Origin of the sequence: Saccharibacillus sp. WB 17 (genome assembly GCF_008634075.2) — a bacterium.
Lineage (GTDB): Bacteria > Bacillota > Bacilli > Paenibacillales > Paenibacillaceae > Saccharibacillus > Saccharibacillus brassicae.
In genome coordinates, this window is record NZ_VPFK02000018.1 from 34,590 (window position 1) to 57,444 (window position 22,855).

At 48.8% G+C, this 22,855-nt stretch carries 16 protein-coding genes and 1 pseudogene; 5 read left to right on the forward strand and 12 right to left on the reverse strand.

The features are described from left to right. Positions 1-73: 73 nt before the first annotated feature. From FTE24_RS09095 to FTE24_RS09105, 3 genes are all read right to left on the reverse strand, one after another. Positions 74-1,453, reverse strand: a complete 1,380-nt coding sequence (locus FTE24_RS09095; RefSeq protein WP_141448488.1) for an amino acid permease — start codon at positions 1,451-1,453, stop codon at positions 74-76. 351 nt (positions 1,454-1,804) lie between these two features. Beyond that, positions 1,805-3,010 carry a Bcr/CflA family efflux MFS transporter gene (locus FTE24_RS09100; protein ID WP_150232411.1) on the reverse strand — a complete coding sequence of 402 codons (1,206 nt, stop codon included), beginning with the start codon at positions 3,008-3,010 and terminating at the stop codon, positions 1,805-1,807. A 191-nt stretch (positions 3,011-3,201) separates the two neighbouring features. Further along, a complete protein-coding gene (locus FTE24_RS09105) occupies positions 3,202-4,080 on the reverse strand; it encodes an SDR family oxidoreductase (protein WP_150232413.1) in 879 nt (292 codons plus the stop codon). Between the two features lie 139 nt (positions 4,081-4,219). On the opposite strand from FTE24_RS09105, the gene FTE24_RS09110 reads away from it, so the two are divergent. Both FTE24_RS09110 and FTE24_RS09115 read left to right on the forward strand, forming a co-directional pair. After that, positions 4,220-4,561, forward strand: a complete 342-nt coding sequence (locus FTE24_RS09110) for a winged helix-turn-helix transcriptional regulator (protein WP_150232415.1) — start codon at positions 4,220-4,222, stop codon at positions 4,559-4,561. Positions 4,562-4,634: 73 nt separating this feature from the next. Next, on the forward strand, positions 4,635-4,841 hold the full coding sequence (locus FTE24_RS09115) for a DUF2536 family protein (RefSeq protein ID WP_141448484.1): 207 nt from the start codon (positions 4,635-4,637) through the stop codon (positions 4,839-4,841). 205 nt (positions 4,842-5,046) lie between these two features. Here FTE24_RS09115 and FTE24_RS09120 read toward each other — a convergent pair whose 3' ends face one another. Both FTE24_RS09120 and FTE24_RS09125 read right to left on the reverse strand, forming a co-directional pair. Beyond that, positions 5,047-5,616, reverse strand: a complete 570-nt coding sequence (locus FTE24_RS09120; protein WP_150232417.1) for an SF0329 family protein — start codon at positions 5,614-5,616, stop codon at positions 5,047-5,049. 236 nt (positions 5,617-5,852) lie between these two features. Then, positions 5,853-6,854 carry an NADP-dependent oxidoreductase gene (locus FTE24_RS09125; RefSeq protein ID WP_150232419.1) on the reverse strand — a complete coding sequence of 334 codons (1,002 nt, stop codon included), beginning with the start codon at positions 6,852-6,854 and terminating at the stop codon, positions 5,853-5,855. Positions 6,855-7,038: 184 nt separating this feature from the next. Here FTE24_RS09125 and FTE24_RS09130 point away from each other — a divergent pair, with 184 nt between their 5' ends. Beyond that, the gene (locus FTE24_RS09130) at positions 7,039-7,596 is read left to right on the forward strand and encodes a TetR/AcrR family transcriptional regulator (RefSeq protein ID WP_150232421.1); all 558 of its coding nucleotides are present in this window, start codon (positions 7,039-7,041) and stop codon (positions 7,594-7,596) included. A 29-nt stretch (positions 7,597-7,625) separates the two neighbouring features. Here the strand turns inward: FTE24_RS09130 and FTE24_RS09135 are convergent, their stop codons facing one another. Beyond that, on the reverse strand, positions 7,626-8,510 hold the full coding sequence (locus FTE24_RS09135; RefSeq protein ID WP_150232423.1) for a LysR family transcriptional regulator: 885 nt from the start codon (positions 8,508-8,510) through the stop codon (positions 7,626-7,628). A gap of 145 nt (positions 8,511-8,655) precedes the next feature. On the opposite strand from FTE24_RS09135, the gene FTE24_RS09140 reads away from it, so the two are divergent. Then, entirely contained in the window at positions 8,656-9,675 is a 1,020-nt protein-coding gene (locus FTE24_RS09140) for an alpha/beta fold hydrolase (protein WP_150232425.1), read from the forward strand. Here FTE24_RS09140 and FTE24_RS09145 read toward each other — a convergent pair. From FTE24_RS09145 to FTE24_RS09155, 3 genes and pseudogenes are all read right to left on the reverse strand, one after another. Then, positions 9,606-9,953, reverse strand: coding sequence for a hypothetical protein (locus FTE24_RS09145; RefSeq protein ID WP_150232426.1), 348 nt, complete (start codon positions 9,951-9,953; stop codon positions 9,606-9,608). The two genes, FTE24_RS09140 and FTE24_RS09145, sit on opposite strands and share 70 nt — an antisense overlap. A gap of 720 nt (positions 9,954-10,673) precedes the next feature. After that, the gene (locus FTE24_RS09150) at positions 10,674-11,357 is read right to left on the reverse strand and encodes a hypothetical protein (protein ID WP_150232428.1); all 684 of its coding nucleotides are present in this window, start codon (positions 11,355-11,357) and stop codon (positions 10,674-10,676) included. 330 nt (positions 11,358-11,687) lie between these two features. Next, positions 11,688-12,295 (reverse strand): annotated as a pseudogene (locus tag FTE24_RS09155) (MBL fold metallo-hydrolase). Positions 12,296-12,436: 141 nt separating this feature from the next. Between FTE24_RS09155 and FTE24_RS09160 the strand changes: the two are divergent. Then, positions 12,437-13,552, forward strand: a complete 1,116-nt coding sequence (locus FTE24_RS09160) for a site-specific integrase (RefSeq protein WP_150232430.1) — start codon at positions 12,437-12,439, stop codon at positions 13,550-13,552. A gap of 85 nt (positions 13,553-13,637) precedes the next feature. Here the strand turns inward: FTE24_RS09160 and FTE24_RS09165 are convergent, their stop codons facing one another. From FTE24_RS09165 to pglZ, 3 genes are read right to left on the reverse strand one after another with little or no spacing between them, the layout of a single operon-like run. Then, positions 13,638-16,781, reverse strand: coding sequence for a DEAD/DEAH box helicase (locus FTE24_RS09165; protein WP_150232432.1), 3,144 nt, complete (start codon positions 16,779-16,781; stop codon positions 13,638-13,640). 14 nt (positions 16,782-16,795) lie between these two features. Next, entirely contained in the window at positions 16,796-20,299 is a 3,504-nt protein-coding gene (pglX, locus tag FTE24_RS09170; RefSeq protein WP_150232434.1) for a BREX-1 system adenine-specific DNA-methyltransferase PglX, read from the reverse strand. A gap of 32 nt (positions 20,300-20,331) precedes the next feature. Then, entirely contained in the window at positions 20,332-22,851 is a 2,520-nt protein-coding gene (gene pglZ, locus FTE24_RS09175; protein WP_150232436.1) for a BREX-1 system phosphatase PglZ type A, read from the reverse strand. Positions 22,852-22,855 lie beyond the last annotated feature (4 nt).

Genomic DNA, 22,855 nt, shown 5'->3' on the forward strand with positions numbered 1-22,855 from the left:
CCGACACGGATGAATAAGATCTTTTTCCTGTTTTGGACAATTTTCGCACAATTCACGTTCGAGCGACCGGCGGTTACTTCGGCTGACGATGCGCGTGTGCCGACTTTTTGCCGATACCGAGTACGTAATACGCCGCCCACATGATCAGGATGAACCCTCCGCCTACCGCAAGCGGAATACGCGTATCCGTGTTGATCACCATGCCGACAAGCACGAGCAGCAGGAACACGATGACGAAATAGTTCGCGGCCGGGAAAAAAAGCGACTTGAACGGATGGTCGGCCATCTCGCCCGCGTGTTCGCGCCGGAAGCGGAACTGTCCGATCGCCATCGCGAACCACGGGATCATGCCCGGCAGGATGCTCGCGCTGTAGATGTACAGAAACAGCTTGGAGTCCGGCATGAGATAGTTCAGCAGCACGCCGATCAGCAGCAGCGCGATCGTCGTCATGATGCTGTTGCGCGGAACGCCGCTTTTGGATATTTTGCCGAAAAATCTTGGCGCCTGCCCGTTCTCCGCCAGCGTGAACAGCATCCGTCCCGCGCTGTAGATGCCGCTGTTGCAGCCGGACATCGCCGCCGTGAGCACGACGAAGTTGATGATGCCCGCCGCGGCCAGAATGCCGACTTTGGAAAACGTCAGGACGAACGGGCTTCCGGTTACGCCGACTTCGTTCCACGGGTAGATGGTCACGATTACGAAGATCGCGCCGACGTAGAAGACGAGAATGCGCCAGACGATGTTTTTGATCGCGCGCTTCAGCGTGACTTTGGGATTCTCCGCTTCGCCGGCCGTGATGCCGATCATCTCGATACCCTGATACGCCGCGGTGACGATGCAGAGCGCGAACAGAAACCCTTTGAGCCCGCCCGCGAAAAATCCGCCGTGCACGTACAGGTTCTCGAACCCGATCGGAATGCCGCCGTTGCCCCAGCCGAAGAAGATCAGTCCCGTGCCGAGAACAAGCATGGCGACGATCGCGACTACCTTGATCATCGCGAACCAGAATTCGAATTCGCCGTAGAACTTGACCGCCGCCAGATTCGCCGCCGCGATAATGCCGACACCGACGAGCGCCGGAATCCACTGCGGAATGTCCGGGTACCAGTAGCCGAAGTAGATGCCGATCGCCGTCACTTCGGACATGCCGACCGTTACCCACAGGAACCAGTAGCTCCAGGCCGTCAAATAACCCGCGACCGGGTGAATGTATTTGTGCGCGAAAGTGGCGAACGAGCCCGTAACCGGCTCGGCGATCAGCATCTCGCCCATGATCCGCATCACGAGGAACATGACCAGGCCCGCCAGCATATAGGCGAGCAGAACCGACGGTCCCGCCCACTGGATCGTGCTCGACGAACCCATGAACAGCCCGACGCCGATCGTACCGCCCAGCGCGATCAATTCGATATGCCGGGCTTTTAGCCCCCGGCTTAATTGTTTTTCTTCCATTTCCTTACGCCTCCATGTCATCTCGCTGTCTTCGCTGCTTCCGATTCGGCGGCGCTTCCGCCCGATGCCTCGCGCGCTAAAGCGTCGCCGAATCGCACCAGCAAATTCTATGACAAGAGATTGGGAAACACAACCGAAAATATCACGCTTCAGATGCGTTTATTTCGTATAGAGAGGACGATTGTCTATCCAGCGAAGACAAACCGTCAACCCTTTTCCCGCCGGATCAGACCTTGGCCAAAAACGTTCACGGCGAATGTCCCGCAAAAAAACACAAAAACATTTGTGCCTCGTCGGAGCTTCATATACAAAAAGACCCCCGCAGGCAAAGCCCGCGAGGGTCCAACAGAATTATAAGGGATTTTTTTCGGCTCGGGTGAGTCCGAAAAACGCGACCGCTCCGAGCAGCGCCGTCACGAACAGGATCGCGCCCATCGGTACGGGCGTCGTCTCGTTCAGTCCGACCAGCGGCGAGACGAGCGAGCCGATCAGCAGCGGGAACAGGCCGAGTACGGCGCTTGCGCTGCCGGCCCGGTGGCCCTGGCGCGCGATGGCGAGCGTGAACGTGCTCGTCGCCGTGATGCCGATCGTGATCATGTAGATGAAGAGCGGCACGACGATCGTGAACAGCGGACCCTGAACGATCGTCGCGATCAGCAGCAGCAGCGTGGCGCTTGAGGCCGTGATGACGCCGATCCGCAGCAGGCTGCGTTCGGAGACGACGCTGCTGAAGCGTCCGATGATGAAGCTGCCCGCGATGATCGCGATGCCGTTGATGCCGAACAGGATACTGAACGTTTGCGGCGAGACGCCGTAAATGTCCTGGTACACGAAAGGCGTACCCGACACGTAGGCGAAGCTGCCTCCGTGAATGAAGCCGAGCGTCAGGGCGTAGCCCATGAACGAACGGTCTTTCATCAGGCTGCCCATCGTGCGAAGCGAATGGCCGATCGTACTCGGCACCCTTTTGTCCGGCGGCAGCGTCTCTTTGAGCTTGAAGCCGACGGTGAGCAGGATCAGAAAACCGAGCAGGCCGAGGAAGTAGAAAATAGTGTGCCAGCTTGAGCCCGGCAGCAGCAGCACGACCCCGCCGGCAATCGGCGCAAGCAGCGGCGCAACGGCGTTGATGACCATCAGCAGCGAGAAGAACTGCGTCAGTTCGCGGCCGCTGAACACGTCGCGCACGATCGCGCGGGACAGGACGATGCCGCCCGAAGCGGTCAAGCCCTGCAGGAAGCGCGCCGCGATCAGCATCTCGATGCTGGTCGACAGCGCGCACATGACGGACGAAGCGGCGAACAGCAGCAGCGAGATCAGCAGCGGTCCGCGCCGCCCCCGCGCGTCGCTGATCGGACCGACGATGATCTGGCCGATTGCAAGGCCGATCAGGCAGGCGGTCAGGCTAAGCTGGACGAGCGACGCCTGCGCGCCGAGATCCAGGGCGATGCCGGGAAAGCTCGGCAGGTACATATCGATGTTGAGCGGACCGAGAATGCCGAGCGTGGACAGCAGCAGGGCAAGACCGAGACGTTCGCGGCCCGTTGGGTTTTGCAGCATGGTTGACTCCTTCTCCTTTGCCGTACAAACTATGAATAATCATAGAAGGAATTGTATAAGGCCTGGAAGGGAGTGTCAACGACACATGTCCTTATTCGTCGAACGAACGTCGAATGAACGTCGAATGAATCGATCCTGCTTGAATGCTTACCGATTAACGCTTACTGCTTATTACTGCTTATGACTTTTCTTTACGCACGGAACGCCGGCGCAACGCTCGGCTGCTTCATCCATTCCAGCACCGGCATCAAGTGCAGGCCGGATACTTCGGACCGTTGGGCCTGGCTCAGCGTGTCGATGTTGGCGCCGATCCAGCGGTAGAAATCGGCCACGCCCGCAGCCTGCGTTTCGCCCAGTACCGGCGTCAGCGCTCCCTGGAAATCGTCGAACGCCAGCGAGTGGAAGTTGACGGTCTCGCCCATCAATTCGCTGAACCGCTCGGCCACCTGGTTGCCTGTCAGCCCTTCGGCTCCGGCCGCGATCAGCGTCTGGCCCGCAAGTTCCGGATGGTTCAGCGCATGGGCATGATACTGCGCCGCGTCTTCCGAGCTGACCCACGCGATCGGCTTGTCGGCCGGAACCGGGTAAGCGAACACGCCGTTCGAGACCAGACCCGGAATAAGCAGGTTTTCCAGGTACAGGGTCGGCTTCACGATGATGCACGGAATGCCGCTGGCCTGGGCCGATTCAATCATCCGGCGCTTGAGATCCAGATTTTCCGCGCTGACCGGTTCCGTCGGCAGGAAGCCGTTCGTGTTGATCACGATCAGTTTCGCGCCGCCTGTCTTGGCCGCTTCGATCGAATTCATGAAGTAGGCCGTCAGCTTGGCGGAATCGAACTCGATCGGCATGTTGATGAACACTTTATCCACGCCCGTATTAACCGAAGCGAGGAATTCCGCGTCGCCCAGATCGCCGATCGAAGCTTCGATGCCCTGTTCCCGCAGTTCCGCCGCGCTTTTCTCCTGACGTGTAATCGTCCGGACTGTCTTCCCCTGCTTCACGAGCAATCGTGCCACCGCTCCGCCCTGTACGCCCGAAGCTCCATAGACCAAAATGGTTTCCGTCATTTCATAACCCCTTTTCCAAATATCGTTTAGGCCGATTTCGAATCTGCCGTTGTACTTATCATAAGAAACAAGTAAACTTTATGTAAGTACGCACTTTGTAGATATTACGTATCCCGCGGGATACCATGGAGGTGATGGGATGGAACTTCGAACTCTCGATTCGTGCAGCAGCTGCCCGGTCGAATTTACGGTCAACCTGATCGGCGGCAAATGGAAACTGCTGGTCTTGTATCAGCTGATGACGCGCGAGACGGTCCGCTTCAACGAACTGCAGCGCCTGCTCGGTTCGGTCACGCATCGCACGCTGACCCGGCAGCTGCGCGAACTCGAACAGGACGGATTGATCAACCGCACCGTGTATCCGGAAGTCCCGCCCAAAGTCGAATACTCGTTGACGTCAAAAGGAAAAAGCCTGACCTCGATTCTGCTGCACCTGCAGGACTGGGGACTTGAGCACATGGACGAACCCGCGGCCGAATAAGCGAATTCCTTCAATCCAGGCGAATTCCTTCAATCTCAATCACGGCCGTATCGAAAAGGAGATCTGCACAAGCATGGGAATCATTCTGGACATGATCAAAGACAAAGTCGAATGTCTGCAAACCTACGACTTCCGCGAGCTCGAACGCGCGATCGACGAACGCGTCGAGATCAACAAGGGACTGCTGCTGCGCGTGAAGCACGTCCAGCACCAAGTCACGTTCGACCCGATCCGCAATAAGATGCTGTACAGCGCGGTCGTGCATTTTGCGGCGAATTAAGCGGAGCAATCCGAGCCTGAATGTTGCCGTATCCGTCACCCGGCATCCAAGCTCCAATAGCCGGTATCGAAAAAAGCCAATGTCAAAAAGCCCGAACCGCGCGAGTCTCGCGCCGTTCGGGCTTTTTTGTTGGCCGCTGCCTGTTGTCTTCGCGGCGCCGCCGGTTCCAAGCGATCCGGGATCCGGCCGACCGGCTCATCCCGGTTCAGACCGTCCGGCGCCGCAGCTCGTAGAAATACTGCACGATCGGATGCTTCAGCTTGACCGTCTCCGACATGTTCACGATACGCTTTTTGCCGACCCGCTTGTCGACCACGGCGAGCACGTTGAGCAGGATATCGCGGCTCTCCAGACTTTCTTCGATGGAAGACGCCAAGAACTTGTTCGCCGTCGCGACGAAGTTCGATTTGGTCAGCGCCGCCTGCGCGGCCAGCAGCTCTTTGGCATGCTCCGTCGCTTTGCGGCTTGCGGCCATCACTTTCAGGCGGTCTTCCGGGATCGGGCCTTTCGCGCTTGCGCGCACCGCTTCGATCTCCGCTTCGGTGACCGGAATCTCAAGATTCGGATCGTTTTTGATCTCGATCTCGCTCTGGTACCAGCCGATAAAATTGGACTTGTCGCCCATATTGAGAATATTCTTCTTGTCCACCGTGATATGGCAGGTGCCGGCTTTGTCGGGGACATACCGGTAGCTGGTCGAACGGTATTCGACCGTGCCTTTTAAGGCGGGCGCGAGAAAACTTTCCAGCTGCTGCTGCAATTTGCTCCAGGACATAAAGGTCCTCCTATGCTTGTTTCGAGTATGAGAATAAGGAACGGAAAATTCGGATAACGCTTCGATATGAAAAAGAGGATCGGATACGCACGCCCGGCCGAGTTCGGTCCGCGTGTATCCGATCCTTTATTTTAACATGAGTCGGGCGATTATAGCATCGTTTTGGCCCACGCATACGTGATGAAATCCGGCGCGAACTTCAACGCTTTGCTTCAACGGTGCGCGAATCTTCTCGCTTAGAACCGGATCATAACTTTGCCCCGGGGATGGCCGTTCGCGACGAGGCTCAACGCTTCGTTGATCTGTTCGATCCGGAATTCGGCAGGTTCGACGGCCGGCACGATGCCGCTCTCTTCGAGGATGCGCGAGACTTCGCGCAGCTGCTGCCCGTCGCTGCGGACGAAGATGAAGCGGTACTGCACGTTCTTCTTGCCCGCCCGGCGGTCGTATTTGGCGCCGGCGAGGCCGAACAGCTGTTTTTTCCAGAAAGGCAGGCCCAGATCTTGCGCAAAACGCTTGTTGGGGCCCGTGCGCAGAGACAGCAGACGGCCGCCCGGCTTGAGTACCGCCAGCTCGCGTTCGAATTCGTCCGGTCCCAGCGTATCGATCACGTGGTCCACGCTTTCGAGCGTTTCCCAATAAGATTCGGTCTTGTAGTCGATATAGCGATCTGCGCCCGCGGCGAGCGTCCGTTCCCGGGCACTCGGGCTGCCGCTGACGATGACGTGCAGCCCCATGCTTTTGGCAATCGGAACCGCCATTTGACCGAACGAGCCGGAACCGCCGGGAATAAACACACTCTCGCCGGGCCGGGCTTCCAGCTGCTCGCGCAGCCCCTGGTAAGCCGTCAAGCCGGTCAGCGCCGCCGCCGCTCCGGTGACGAAGTCCAGATGGGCCGGCAGCGGCGCGACCGCTTCGGCGTCGATCGCGGCGTATTCCGCGAAAGCGCCTATTTGGCTCAGCGGCAGACGGGAGTAGACGGCATCGCCTACCCGGAAGCCCCGTACGTTTTTGCCGACTTTTTCAATCACGCCCGTCAATTCGTTGCCGAGCGTCAGCGGAAATTTGTAATCCTGGATCAGCTTGACGCTGCCTGTCGCGATCAGCAGTTCCAGAGGGTTGACCGCCGCCGCTTTCACTTTGACCAGCACTTCGCGATCGTTTATGTCAGGTACCGGAATTTCGTTCACGGCCACCGTAAATGTTTGGGCATATTGGGTAATCTGTGCGGCTTTCATACTGAACAACCTCCTGAATGAATAAATATCTAAGTAACATTTATTTGATTTTGTAACTTTATCGCAAGCATAATCTTTCCGGTTACAAAAGTCAACATTTGTTACTTTATTTTTGTATGTTAAAATAAAACTGCCTCCGACCGAGTGTCAGGCAGGCAATCGACCCGAAAAGGAAGCGTTGAGCATGGCCAAAATTACGCAGGAACTTATTCTCACCACCGCCGAGACGCTGATGGAACGCACCGAGAAGTCCGAAGTGACCCTGTCGCAAATCGCGGACGAACTGGACATCACGCACGCGGCTCTCTATAAACATTTCAAAAACAAGCAGCAGCTCTGGACCGCCGTAGCCAAAAGCTGGTTCGAGCGCATGATCTCGGAGCAGATCAGGCTCGACCCGATCGATCCCGTTAATCCGGCCGATCCGAAAGAACGGCTCCACGATTGGCTGCGGGCTTTTGCCCATGCCAAAAAGCGCGCCTATCACGAAAATCCGAAGATGTTCGCGCTAAACACGCAGTATGTGGACAACCATCCGCTCGTACTGCGCGAGGTTCTCCAGCAGGCGTACCGCATCGTCGACGAAATGATGGGCTACGGCGATCCCCATTTCGAACGCGCCGAAGCGATCCTGTCCGCGTTCGCGGTATTCAGTCTTCCGTCCTTCAAAGACACCTGGAAGCTGCCGGACTATGAAGAACGGTTCGAGCGGATCTGGGCTTTGATAGAAAATGGAGTCTGATCCAAAAGGAAGTCTGACGCACGCCGGATCTAGGCGAACACTTCCCGGGCCGTATCCATAAAAGACGTCAGGATCGGCGACAGCCACTTGTCTTTGTGCCACAGCATCTGCGTCTGCACGCGCAGATCCGGCATGGACCACGGCAGAGCGATCAGTTCGCCCCGCTCCAGCTCGGCCCTGACCACGATCTCGGGCAGAAAGGCTGCGCCGATTCCCGACAGGGCGCACTGCTTGATCGCTTCAGCACTCTGAAATTCCAGATGCGTCAGTCCGTCGATGCCCGCCTGCTCGAACGAACGATCGAACATCGTGCGGTACGGGCAGCCTTTCTCATTCGTCAGCAGCACTTCCCCGTTAAAATCTGCCGGACGCAGCACTTCCTGCCGGGCGAGCGGATAATCCGGAGCGGCGAACAGGCGAAAATGTTCGTCCGCCAGCGGCTCCGCGCAGAAGACGCCGGAGCGAACCGGTTCGTCCAGCACGTAGACGAGATCCGCCGTTCCTTCCAGCAGCGCCGGCTTCAGCCCCTGATTCGGCACCGAGCGAAAGATCAGACGCACGCCCGGATACCGGGAGCGGAACTTCCGGAATACCGCCGGCAGCCGATACGCGCAGACGACTTCGTTCGCGCCGATCGTCAGCGTGCCGCTGAGCTGTCCGTCGTCATGCAGGTCGCTGCGGGCTTCGGCAAGCTTGTCCAGCACGTCCCGGGCATGGATCAAAAAGCGTTTGCCGGCTGTCGTGAGCACGAGCTGCTTGCCCAATCGGTCGAACAGGGGCACGCCCAGCTCCTGTTCCAGCGCTTTGATCTGCATCGTGACGTTGGACGGCACGTAATTCAGCGCTTCCGCCGCCCGGGTAAAATTCAGGGTCGACGCGACCGTGTGAAAAGTGTTCAGCTGCCGCAGTTCCATGTTCCTCTCTCCTTCGAACTTTCAATATTTTTGAAGACCATGATGAATTCCCTTCACTTTTATTGAGCGTAGCACGGTCCTATACTGAGCACAAGAACCGGCGCCAACACGCGCGGTTCGATACCGAAGGGAGAGAGATTCCAACATGGATTACGAAATTTTTGATTTGGGCGACGTCCTGCTGCAATCGGGAACGACGCTGCCGGACGCTTTTCTGGCTTATCGGACGTACGGCACCCTGAACGAACGCCGGGACAATGTGATCGTCTATCCGACCGCGTTCGGCGACACGCATACGCAGAACGAATGGCTGATCGGACCGGGCCAGGCGCTCGACCCGGAGCGCTATTTCATCGTCGTGCCGAACCTGCTCGGCAACGGACTGTCTTCGTCGCCGAGCAACACACCGCCTCCGTTTGACCGGGCCCGTTTTCCGCAGGTGACCGTCTACGACAACGTCGTGTTCCAACGTCGGCTGCTGCACGAGCGATTCGGCATTCGCCGGATCGCGCTCGTCGTCGGCTGGTCGCTCGGAGGTATTCAGGCGTTCCAATGGGGCACAAGTTACCCGGAGATGGTCGAACGGATCGCGCCTGTGGCCGGTATCGCCAAGCCCTGGCCCCACACGTTCGTCGTGCTGGACAGTCTCCGGGCCGCGCTGCTGTCCGCTGTGCGCTTCAACGAGGCTTCGCTGGATCGGCTGACGTCCGCGGATATGCGGGCCGTCGGGCGGGTATATGCGGGCTGGGGCTTGTCGCAAGCGTTCTACCGGGCCGAACTTTACCGGGAGATGGGCTTCGATTCGCTGGAAGAGTTCACGGCCGGCGTCTGGGAGAACAGCTTCATGCAGATGGACCCGCACAATGTGCTGTCCATGCTCCGCACCGGGCAGCATGCCGACATCAGCGACAATCCGGCGTACGGCGGCGATTTCGACCGGGCGCTTGCGAGCATTACCGCCCGGGCCTGCGTCATGCCGGGCAGCACGGACCTGTTCTGCTCGGCGGACGACAATGCGTACGAAGTGCGGCGCATGCCGAATGCCGTATTACAGCCGATCCCGTCGGTCTGGGGACATTTTGCGGGGCGGGGAATTCATGAACCGGATAACCGGTTTATCGACGAACGGTTGAAGGAGCTGCTCGCGTACGGGGCGGACAAATAGAGCTCTACCCCTTCGTCCAGTTGGCCGGACAGCGACAGTACGCGTAAAAGATAGCGGTACATCACGTCGCCCACGTTGCGGTCGCCGAGCACGAACAGTTCGCCGCCTTCGATCCGAATCAGGTCTACCGTCTCACCGGCATGGATAGGGGGCTTGATCCGCCGCCTGCAGCCCATCCACGGGATCGTCGCGACCTGCCCTCCCGGCCCGCCGTATAACCGCAGTTCTTCGCTGGCGTGGACCCGGATCATCGCCGTCGTTGCCTCTTGGGCCGCCATAAGCGTCGCCTTCCGATCACCCGCTGGGGATGTACGGGAATGTCGATCTTGCCGAGCACATGCTCTACGGTGCGCGTGTCCTTCGCCGGAGCTTCGGCTGCCGCAAGCCCCCCTGTTAATGCCAGGATCAGCGCAAGCTTCGTCCCCCGGCGTGCCCAGCTTTTTTATCGGCATATCCGATTTGTCTCATCTTTCCAATCCCCAAATGATAGTTATTCTCACTGACTTATCATAAGGAGCGGAAGGACTTCATTCAATGGACTTTTGCGCAAAAAAAAGAAGGTTGGCGGGAATGGGACGTAAAAGTGCATTTTTGCAGACCGTTTGTGAGGCTAGGGTCAATCAGCCGAAAAAAAGGATAGGAATGCAGTTGCACTCCTATCCTTTCGGTATGCGCCAGTACGAACGGCTTAAAACTCTTCAATAATGCTTTCTTTTGGAACTTTCGTTCAAATGCCTTCCCAAACATACAGCAGCTACTATCAACAAAAGAAAAACAGGCAGTGCCGACATGTTTCCTTTGAGAAGCGGTATAGTCTGAGAGATCAAGGCCAAGAACATAAGCCCGAGATAAAGCCATTTTCTTTGATGCGGACTCTTGAGCCTCGTAGCCATGAACTTTACCGCCGTAAAGAGCAAAAGAAATGCCACGATTGAAATTAGGATAGTCACAACGATGTGAATCTCCTCCTTCACATTTGAACGAACTGTACGGCTTCCTTATCTATTGGTTGTAGACTCAAAGTACGGAGCAGGCAGCCAATGTATATTAAGTGTAACACCTTTCCCCATATTGTGTGCAGACATTGAATTGGCTATCATAAATGCGCCTGCCGAGACTAGCGCCGCTGCAATTGTAGCCGCATGAGCTCCGCTTACTCCTGCTACTGTCGCAACAAGTCCCCAAATCACTCCGGTTTGTGTCAGCGTATAAATCTGATTTTGGGTTTCTTGGTCGTTAAACGTTATAGCCACACCCCACCAATACGCATTGCTAAAGGCATTTGTCGTGAATTCGCCAGGGCCAGGAGCTTCAATCATAGGTGCTATTCTACCGAGAGTTGCAGTATTCCCATTTACAATAAGTGCCCCTGATTGAATTTCAGCATTAATTGTATTTACTCCCCGTTCAATTACGCGATAGACTTCGCTGCTTACTTTGGTTTTACCTTCTTCCGCAATATGTAAAAATCCGTCGGAGCCTATTGCAATGTACTCGTTGATCGCAACGGCTCCTGCAAGTAATTTCTGATCTTGATCCGTCTCACCAAAAGAAATCATTGGACGGTTCTGGATGGAACTAATATTGGAATTCTCTTGCGCTAACGTTCTAGCAGAAACCGGAGCAGCAGAAGCGCTTAAAACCAAAAGACCGGCACTAATTGCAATCAAGCTTTTTTTCATCTCCAAAAGTCTCCTTCTTAAAAAGAATTTTGACAATCCCAAAATCAATTTGAACTTATTTACTTCTTAAACTTAACACGAAAAATCCTAAAATATAACTTTTTGTATATAATAGGTTCTAAAGTATGAGCTTAAATGGAGATGGAGATTTAAACAGGTACTTAAGTCTATTAATTACTATTTAAATAAAAATATAGAAGGATCTCATAATAGGTTTTAACAGATTTCAATCCAAACGAAAAAAAGAGCCGCTCGAAAGCGCCTCTTTTTTTTCGTTTACGTTCTATATGAGGTTCGGCTTGTTTTACGGTTGCTTTTCAAAAAAGTTGTTCAGAAAGTATAAGAATCTCCGTCGTCCGGCACGAGAATGTGGTCAGAGATCCCTTTTTGAGCCGCAAAATCCCTCAGTTCCGTCCGCGACAGATTCCAGTGGTTGACGGCTTCCATATGGACCGAGAGGATGCGGGCGTTCGGCGCGGCCTGGTGGACATTATGGATGTCTTCCGCGTTCATGACGAGCGAACCGCCCTGCAGGAACTGGTTATCTCCGCCGTTAACGACGATCACTTCCGGCTGATGCGTCTCGATCGTCCGCCGCACGGCGTCGTACCAGACCGTATCGCCGGCGACGTACAGCGTCTGTTCGCTGTCATGCTTGAATACGACGCCGCACACGTGACCCGCCATTTGCAGAATGTCTCCGCGTCCGTGCTCGCCTAGCGTTTTGATCAATCGAATGCCTTCAAAAACCGTGTTCTCGTCCAGCACTTCGACCTGTTCAAAGCCGGCAGGCCAACGAGCGGATTGTTCTGATCGGTTCTTGCGGCATTGGGAAAAGCAGGAAGCGTGCCCTGCTCGGACAGAAACGGATCGATCAGGAATTTCTTGCCCGCATACCGGACGATCAGCGTAGCGTTGCGAATCAGTTGAATGTTCATTCGTTCCCTCTCCTTCTGTGCGGCGTGCGATTTGTCGGATATCTCCATGATAGACGATACTTCGACAGGGATCGATCGTTTGACGAAACGCTTTTGGTTCGAATCTTTTCGCGGTGAAAAAAAGGTGATGATCCTGCCCTTTTGAGAACGACAAAGCGGCTTAAAGAATTCCTAAACGATGAGCTTTTGAAATTCAAAATCGAAGTAGAAGCCGGTGAATATATTGCTCCTGAAAAAATGACTTTTGCAGCTTTTGTCCAAGAATGGAGGACCAAATATGCGGAGCGACACTTAGCCGAAAAAAACCTAATTCTCTACGAGTCACATTTCAAAAATCGAATCCTTCCACAGTTTGGTCATATGCGCCTGGATCAGATCAAGCCTCTTCACATTTTAGAATTTTTAGAAACCCTATCACGTAGCGGAAATCGAATGGGCTTTCGCAAAGGTAAGATATCGTCCGGAACTATTGAAGTCGTTCATAGAGTATTAAAAAATATATTTACACGCGCAGTAGAGTGGAAACTCTTAAAGGAAAATCCTGTAGCCAAGATAAAGAAACCACGAGTCAAACATAAAGAGGTACGCCCATACGATGAACAGGAAATAAAACTTCTTTTAATCACGCTTCAGCAGGCTCCTATTCACTGGAGAATCATGATAACTCTGGCACTGATAACCGGCTTGCGTAGAGGCGAATTATTGGGTTTAGAGTGGCATCACATCGACTGGAAAACAGGAGTTATTTCTGTAGAACAAAGTGTAACTCTCTCCCCTGGTGGTGAAGCGCATGTCAAAGAACTCAAAACCAAAGGCTCAAGGCGTAAGGTAGCTATACCCCTTGCTATGCTCAGAGAACTTAAAGAGTACCGTTCGTATAAGATGGACGAGTTTGAAAAGATCGGGGATCGCTGGCAAGGGAATGGGCGTTACTTCGTTTTCAGTCATCCGGATGGCAGTGCTTTTCACCAGGAAAGACCTTACCTTTGGTTTCGTGATTTCCTAAAGAAAAAAGGTCTTCGTTATATTCGGTTTCACGATCTGCGACACACTTCAGCTACGCTACTGATCAATCAAGGCATACATGCTAAGGTTATCTCTGAAAGGCTAGGACACGGCAATATAGGGACTACTATGAATGTGTATGGTCATGTTTTACGAGCGGCGGATCAATCGGCTGCAGACAAATTTGAATCGGTTTTAGAACTTCATTCAGATCAAGTAGATAAAAATGATAAACGCGAAGATAGTAGATAGTAAATAAAAAGAACCAGCGCTACTGACTGGTTCTTTTTTTGAAATTGTAGTGCGCGTCTTCAGTATTTCTTGAAGAACCCAGATTCTACTTCATATATTCTTTAAGTTTTACAACCTGCTCAATTAAGTAACCGTTAACCACATAAATATATGTTTCTTCAATAATATCCATATAATCTTCTAGGTTTGTAAAAGACTTCGGCAACTTACTTACGACCAAAATAAATCGTTGGTACTCTTCTCCTTCACTCACAAAATCCACTAAGCCGAAAGCAGGCTGCACACGAGCCAGACGGCCTTCTTGTTCTTCATAGTAAGAAATGACTGATGCAATATCGCTAGGAAAGCACCGCCATGAATCAGTTTGCTTTGCCCGAAACTCGATCACGGTCTCAATTTTTTGCAAACTAATCGCACCTTCGCGCTGAACTTGCTCCAAACGACGTTCACGCCGTACTTCTTGCTCCCGGATATTGCTCTCATATCGGTTAATATTAGCGCTATTTCGAGCAGCATCCCCTTCATCAATAAACTCTTGTAATCGACTTTTCAGCTCTTTAAGCCTCACTTCGAATGCTTGGTTCAGTCTTTCTTCCTTCTCAATCGCCTGCAGCTCTCGGGTACGACGCAGATCTCGCTGTTCATTAATAGCAAATTTTTTAGCTTCCTGCAATAAGCGTTCTGGTAGCGGCGGGCTCTCTGTGAATTCTAGGTCTATGCTATATAACCAATGAGCGGATAATTCTACAGTTTCTCCACTCTGTCGTAATCCAAGCACCTTTAGTTGATTAGATACAACACGGTCATTTCCATCGCGCAATCCATAGCTAAATACAATTACCTCAAGCGGTTCAGGCGTCTGCAAGTTAACAGAATATGATGTAAACCTATTCGCTAAACGCTCTTCTTCGGCCTTAGTTAATAACAATGTAACAAGCGGATGCCCAGCCGTAATCAATGCTATTTCACTAGTTGCACGCTTACGATCTGTCGTTAACAGCCATTCATCTTGTTTAGGAAGATGTAGTCCCAGCGATTTTGCCTTCTGCGTTACGCTTCTTGGCACATAGCTAATCCGAAACACTTGCTTAATTCTCTCAGTAGGCGACATGCCTTCCTTTTCCAACTCGCGGCGTAGAAATCGACTGTACGCCCGTTGAGGCAGCGCACGCAGCTGCATATCATTGAATGATTTGCGGACTCCAGGTAAATCGACTTTGTCCGCTACGCGCTCCTGCTTGGCAAGCTCAATAAGCTCAGCATGTTCTTCAGATAATACCTTGTCCATCTTAGCAATGACCTCGTCCAAATGCTCCCGATTCTCGATAGATTCCGCCATCAAATCTTCCAAACGTAGATCATAGGCTTCCAGAACATCTCCTAGAAAGTTGTATACCAAATCACTTCCTAAGTCAGTACGCATAGCCTCTAGCTTCCCAAGAAGCTTGTCCAGCACAACCCCTTCTCGGGTATTAACGGCCACTAAGTTGAAAACGAACACTTCATTTTTCTGACCAATCCGGTGAATACGTCCCATGCGTTGTTCCAGCCGGTTCGGATTCCAAGGTATGTCGTAATTAATCATTTGATTACAGAACTGCAAGTTGATTGATTCGCCACCGGCATCAGTAGCAATCATGACTGGTACCTCATTGCGAAACAACTCTACCGCTTGCGCACGCTTTTCCATATTCATAGAACCTTCAATAATAGCAATGACACCAATTCGTTCTGTAAGTCGGCGCTGCAAATAATTCAGAGTATCTTTCGACTCTGTAAAGATCAGCAGCTTTTCTCCACCTGCGATCAGTCCATTCGGCCCAAATAAAGTTCGTTCCAGTTCTGCGTATTTGTACTCAATATCATCTGCTCGAATTCGCTCGGTAAGCTCGATCAATTGAGAGAGCTGATCGATCTCCACCTGCAATTCATAAGGATCATAAGAAGTACTTGCTCCCAGCATTTCTTCTTCCATACGCTCTGCTTCTTCCAAAGATAGCTCATCTTCATCAACAAAACTTTGCTCCAACCGTTTTGCTTCTGCTTCCGCTATGGTACGCAGACGATCACGTCTACGTAAGAGCGATAAGTAGATTGCTTCGATGGAGGAAGATAAGCGACGCTGTAAAAGCATCATCGCAAAGGTCGTAGACCGATTTTCTTCACGCTTCGCCCGATTAAAATGCTCACGAACATAATCTGTAACTGCGTTATACAGCTCAATTTCAGCTCCGGATAAATTAAATGCTAACGTATGAGTCGTGCGTTTTGGAAACAATGGGGTTCCGTCGAACTGCACCATGGATTCTTTCAATCGTCGGATTACAAATGGACGTGCCGTTGCTTCAAGTTCATTTGCTCCTACATAAGGATTAAACAAATCTTCGTCTAAGAGACTGAGAAGATGGCGGTAATTCTCACGATCGCCTTTATGAGGCGTAGCGGTTAGTAATAAAAGATGCTCAGTCTTTTGCGCTACCTCCTCACCTAACCGAAAAAGTTTTGTTTTTCGAATCGAACGCTTTTTCTTGGAAGACTGCGTATAGGCAGCCATCTTGTGAGCTTCGTCTACAATAACAAGATCGAATTCCGTTGCAAGAATCGATGACTTGATCTCATCTCGCATCGCCCAATAAAGCGAGCAAATGATTTTATCATGTGTTTCAAAAGGATTTCCGCTGGAGATGGATAATAATGCTTTATTTACAATAGTAAATGGCTCGCCAAATTTAGATTGCAGCTCTGCCTGCCACTGGGTCAATACAAGCGGAGGCACAAGAACCAAAATTCTTTTTGCCGTTGCTCGAGCCAATAGTTCACTGACCAGCATACCGCTCATAATCGTTTTTCCAGCTCCCGGATCATCAGCCAGCAGAAAACGGACGCTTGGCGTCCGCATCATTTTGGAGTAAACCGCTTCTATCTGGTGAGGAAGTGGCATCACATTTTGATTGCCTCGCGACTGGTGATCAGCGTACGACATGTCTTGTTTAATTAGATAATACTGCAGTAGATCAACGATAGTATCATTGTCCAATTGATCTTGAATAACATCAGACACTATTAACTGATCCAATTCTTCCGTAAGAATATAGTCTTCATAGAATCGGTTGGTGCGGCGTCCTTTTACTTGCGCTAAATATCCAATGCCTGCTTCTTCCGTAAAGCTGATGACTTCGATTGGTTCAGCCCACTTCGGCCCGCGGATTATTGTTCCTTTCTCATACATAGAAGCACCTCATCTTAGAAATCGACCTTGGTTAAGATTCCATTAAACTTTTGATAGTTCACTTTCACGCCATCATCTAAATCAATAGCAATTTGTTGACGAGCGTAACTATCTAACTTATCTTGGAATGCTTCAAGCTCTGCCACTCGCTGTTGATAAACCTTCAATTGTTTAGTTTTTTCTCTTTTCGCCACAGGGCTCAGCGTACCAGAATCTAATTCCTCTTGCGTTACTTTTGAAAGAGAACGCCATTGGTTTAATAAAATGACAAAATAATTTTGCATTGCCAACCCTAACGTGCTAGGTGTGTAGCGATGCATATAAATTAAAGCTTGCATACCTTTGTGCTTCCCACTGCTAATCAACCAATAAATAGGGCGTTTTTTATAAATTTGAATATGATCTTTAATAAAATCTTTTACAAAGTAGTTTCGAATGGTTTGTTCAACAGTCTCTTTCGATTTCTCACCAATTTGTTCAGCAATCCATTTAAGATTTACCTCAAGAGTTTGTACTCCGTAGATATTTATTAAGAATTCTTTTAGGCGTAAATAAATATCCTTAGAGTCGCTAAATACATGCTCATCCGTTAAGCCAACAATTCCATCTTCTGCTGGTAGAAAAGAATCGTAATATGACATGTCCCAATTGCCACCTGCAAAAATCAGACCTTTATGATCTATAGAATATCGCCCAACTAAACACCCTATAAAGTATGAGAGTAAACCTTTTGCTTTTTCCTTAGAATTACTTCTATCTGTATTACTTGATAAATTTTCTTCTTTATAAAATCCCGTTTCATAAAATCGTTCTACCATCTGATCAAGCTTTTCTTCATTATCTTGGAGTTGTAACAATTGACTGTTCATGTTCTTATTATCTTTTTCGTCGGCCTCAGCAAGCTTAGAAAAAGTATAATTTTCATGTACCAGAGCCATTTGTTTAAATTCCCACGACGTTTCAGAACGATCCCACAACACTTTAGCTATTTGTACATTTTGTTTAGTTAGTTCACCTATATTGCTAGTTTGATAATCCAAAGGAAGAGGAATGCTTTTTATATGTCCGATTTCAAAGCCGATAGTTGGAGATAAAATCTTAAGAAACTCTCGTACAGAATTAGAATTCAATACTCCTAACAATCTCCATAGATCTTTACTCTTGTCTGTATTAAGATAAATGGCAGGTCCCTTGTGACTGGCAATCATTCCAGCCGGTAAGTGTCTGAAGCTAGGTTTTCCTGAGGAAATTAAAGACCACGTGATTCCTTCCTTAAAGTGATAACCAGGATTCCTGAGTACAGACTTCGTAAACCTTTTAAGTTCTTCTCCATCATTTTCCCAATTGATCACGTACTCTAAATTCCCATACCATTTCAAGTAGCTTCCTCCTTTATTAAAAGGAAACCATTTGTATGCGCTTGTTTGTGCTTCTTCTCTATTTTTCATATTGAAGCCAATCTTCGTATAGTCGATCTCCCACCAATAACGGAGAAATCGATTATCGTCCGCTGTTGCTAAGCCTTGCCGAACATCGGCTACTTGATTTAATGACGGATTTTTCAAGAATATCTCGCGTTCAATTGCACTAGCCCAATAAGCGATTGGAGTACCCGGAATATCCGAAAAATCTTGAATTTTCGGTGTATATATTAACTTGGAATCAGCTTTTAACATCACCATTTCTTTTGCAACTGCTGTAGAAGCATCGACCAAGCGATAGAACTTTCCTCTATAGTGAGGTCCTTGCCACTCACGCAATACATAAGCAGTACTCTGTACCACTTCTCCTCCAATATCCTCAAACGCACGAGGTCCTAAATGCAGCATTGAAGTAATGGTCGTTTCTCTTAATAACTTTATTCTTAATTTTTCATAAGTCATAAGAAACATCCATGAATGCTGATTAATCATCGCATTAAACCCGTACTGCTTAGTGTACAACTTGTTACGTTCCATAAACATTGCAAACAAGTCTGCCTTTGATAACGAATAGTTTTTATTTGCAAATGTTGACAGCTTTGTACTCATCGTTGACCCACTCATATAAGGTGGGTTTGTTACCACTACATCGTATTGCCGAGTCAAGTATTCTTGTTGAGTCATAAGCTGCCAAATTAAACGAAGCTGACTATTCCCATCGGTGGTTGGCTCAAACAAAGACCCTTGCTTTTCATTTTCTTTATCAGATTGACGAAATAAAGAATTCAGTCGAGCAACATCTACAAATGGTGGTTGAAGCAGTGATCCATACTCCCTTGCATCTTCATAATTGTTCAAAAGTACTTGTATTGCTTCTAAATCTTTGCCCTGAAATGTTAATTCTAAGTATCCCATGTCTAATTCGTTTGATGATTCAATAGAAATAACATTAGGAATAATTCTTGACCGCCAGAAGCTAGACCCACTTGCCTCTACTGCCTTCATCATTAATGTGAACGCTGTGAGTTGAGCGGCACGACGGTCAACGTCCATGCCAAATAGATTGTATTTAAGAATAAGCTGAGCACTTTCTCGCTTCGAATAACCTTGTTTTATATAGGTTGCGAACAACAAATCAAACGCATAAGTGAGAATATGTCCTGATCCACAAGCAGGATCTAGCAAACTAACGTCTTCCAACATAATATTTTTATAACGAATCTGATCTAATGCTGACTGCACATCTACGCTTTGTTCTACTGGCTCTACATAATATTTCCACTCAGTGTTCAGATTAATATCTGGATAGGATTCCAATAATAATTGTCCGAGTGAATTTTCGATCATATAACGAACAATCCATTTGGGCGTAAACAATTGAGTTCTGGCTGGTAAGTGCTCATGAGGAACTTTCTTCAATCTCATTGCAGCGTCTTTAGCTTCTGAGATGTAAAATTGATACAACCACCCAATTGCTTCTACCCCATCTTCAAAACTCTCTGCCAACCCTTCCGCATTCAAAATTCGTTCGATAATACCGCCAGGTTCAAGCATCTTGTCCGGAAGCACCAATTCTGTCCAATCCTGAAGTGGCTCAAAAAGAAACGGCATAACTTCACCAAGTTTATTGGCAGAAGCTAAGAATAGCTTTCGATAAGCAGATTCTTCTTCATTCCGTAGCTTCAAATCTTCGATTTCTATTCTATTTACAGATAAGTGACCATAATTGTCCATAATTTCTGGACGACGGGTAAGTGAATCATGCTCAATAATTTTAACGTAATCCGGTAGCAATCTTTTGACTTCCATATAACGGATTGCAATAAGACGGTTAAACCATGTGTAGGCTAACTCTTCAATCAACTGTTCATAGCCAACCTTTATACGTTCTTGATACAAAGATTGAAAAGCTTGCTTATTGTAATCGAGATAAACTTGTCCATTAACGGTAATAGTACTGCCTGCTTGGTTAAACCAAGTTGAGAACTCTGGAAGAGTAAGAGCGTCCAGACCTAAGCGTTGTAGCCGTTTTTCTACGGCATTACGCAGATTTACTCGCTCTTTTGGTGCAAACCTTTCTAGCGCTCGTTTATTCATCCATGTGCTCCTTCATTTTAGTTTGGCCTGTGTTATCGATGTGGCAAAATGTTAATGAAATAAGAATAAGACTGATAAGGCAACCAATTTCCATTACCATCAGGTGATTCAATGATAAGCTGTACCTCGCTCTGAAGAGGATAATCTAATTCAAAGAGCTTCAATTCAATTCGATATTCTAGTTCACTTCGCTTTTTGGCATCAAATATACATCGAACCACATTTGAGACACGCTGCTTGTTCTGCTGTAGACTAATCCTTACTAAGCGCTCCTGAATTCCCGGTTGGATTACATCCGTCTGATAGAAAACAAACTTAGGATTCCGAGTAGTAATCAATCGATTGCTATCGAGCAAGCTGACAGCAACTTGCTTATTTCCACTCCCTGCAGCCTCAACAACAATAACCGGAGTAATACGCTCCTGAGCTGTAATTCCTCCGTGCATAAATTTAGTCCCATTTCCACGTCGAAAGCGATTTAAACCATCAGCCAAGATTACTTTCATCTTTGATAGTGGAGTATGTTCCTGCGGTACTTGCGTGGCACCATATTCAATACTAGGATTACTTGTTTCTGTATATAGAAGAAACCGATTATTTCCTTCTACAGCTTCTACTCGATCTGCTATTGCATGGGTATACGTAGTTGCTTTTTCACTTAAGAACAGATAACCATGATCAGCTGTTACTACGATTCGCTTAGCCTCCATTGCAATAAGAGCCCTTACTGCTGTTTCAATCTCAAAAATCGCGTCTGTTGTTGCAGCGAATGCTTTATGTTCTGTGACAGCCTTATCACCTAAAGCATCAATGATATTGTGATATAAATACACCACCTCTTTGCCACGAACAACAATATTTCGTTCACTTACACGAAGTCTCATAAAATCTGCCAAGTTGTAGGCTATGGCTGTACTCTCTTGCTGCAAAACTTTCTCACGATCTTGAAGTCCTGATGTGGGCTTTCCTCCTATATAAACGATGTTGTTCTGAAATGTCATCTTGCCACTTTGCGGTAGCAGGCTCGCCATATCTAACTTGGTGAATGTAGGAATTGATGCTTGCATAGCCTGGCAAGTTACACTTGCCCTCACATTACTTTGCAGCCTCTCTGCAAGCTCTACACCTGCTTCATAACGTAGTGCATCGGATATGATGACGTATTGCTTTGCTTTTGTCATCAACCTTGGTACCTGGACATACTTTTCGTAAAAAGAAGTTTGCACCGGTATATTGGATGAATCGCGAACTTGATCAACTAAACGTACTGCTTGTGCAGCACGAGTCAACAAGTAATTCTGCTCATAACTATGTTGAATGGACTCATAACTTTCAAGGAAAACTTCATCATCCAATCCTTCTACAGAGATAGATAAGTGTCGATAAAGCTGATCAATTTTATATTCGACCTGTACATAATTCTCATACAAGTCCTGTAAAGAACTCGGCTCTATAGGAAGTATATGCAGTATCTCATTTAACAAATTTCGCAGTTCTAAATACACGAGAAGATAGCTGTACTGATTGCGTATCTGCTTTGTGTAATATACAGATTCCACAAGCTCGCGTTGTTCGAGCGCAGCCCTCCAATGTTCTAAGCTTTCTGGAAATTCAGTTTGTAGAATATCTTGTCGTATTCGCTCCAGTAGTACCTCATCAACTACTACGAAAGTTTGAAAGCGTAGTAATTCTTTTAAAGCATATGCACGCAAATCATCATGGATTTGATATCGTTCAGCCCATTTTTTTGTCGCCGACAACCATACAAGTTGCATTGATTTATCTTCCAGCATTTGATGATGTAAGTCCGCTAATTGGTTAATCTTATGTGACTTGAGAGGCACCAATGACGGCGTCAATAAACCACCCTCATGCAGAAAAGCACTGGTTATGATAATATCTGTTACGCTATCCATAAAGTCTTCCGTTAAGTGTTCGACAGCTAAATAATCTTTTATTCCTGTAATCAGTGAATGGGTAAATTCCATCTTTTCAATATCTATCAACACAGCATAATCATGATTATGCCATTTTTGAAGTAGAGCTTGTAATATTGCTTTTATATCAGGCGTACTATTTGTTAATACCGCCAATAAGTGAATTTCTGAAATTATTCCGGGAGTTTGCTTTAGTATCTTTTCTAAATTCGACACGCGCCGAGCAGCATTAAAGAATTTCGGATAACTCATTTTTAAACGCCGTAATGACATTTCGTCGGTGTTCCACTTGCTAGCTAAAACCGATACATCATCACTCTTAAAAATCGTTCCACATCCAATAACGGAATGAAGAGCATCAAGTACAGACGAATCTACTGCCCGAGAAGTATACAGCACAAAAGAAGCATGTCTGGATTCTCTTTCAACCTCCCGTTTCAATTGCAAAATAGATTGTTCGTTCAGCTCTCGTACTTGGACGGAATCTCCTAACAGTTGCTGTAGAGTTTCAACTTCCCATTCCCCATCGGGTTCAATCCAAGTAATAATTGCCCTTTTTTTAGAAGCAACTTCAAGGGAAAGCAGCTCTTGAAGTGCCTGAATTTGTCGCTCCATATAG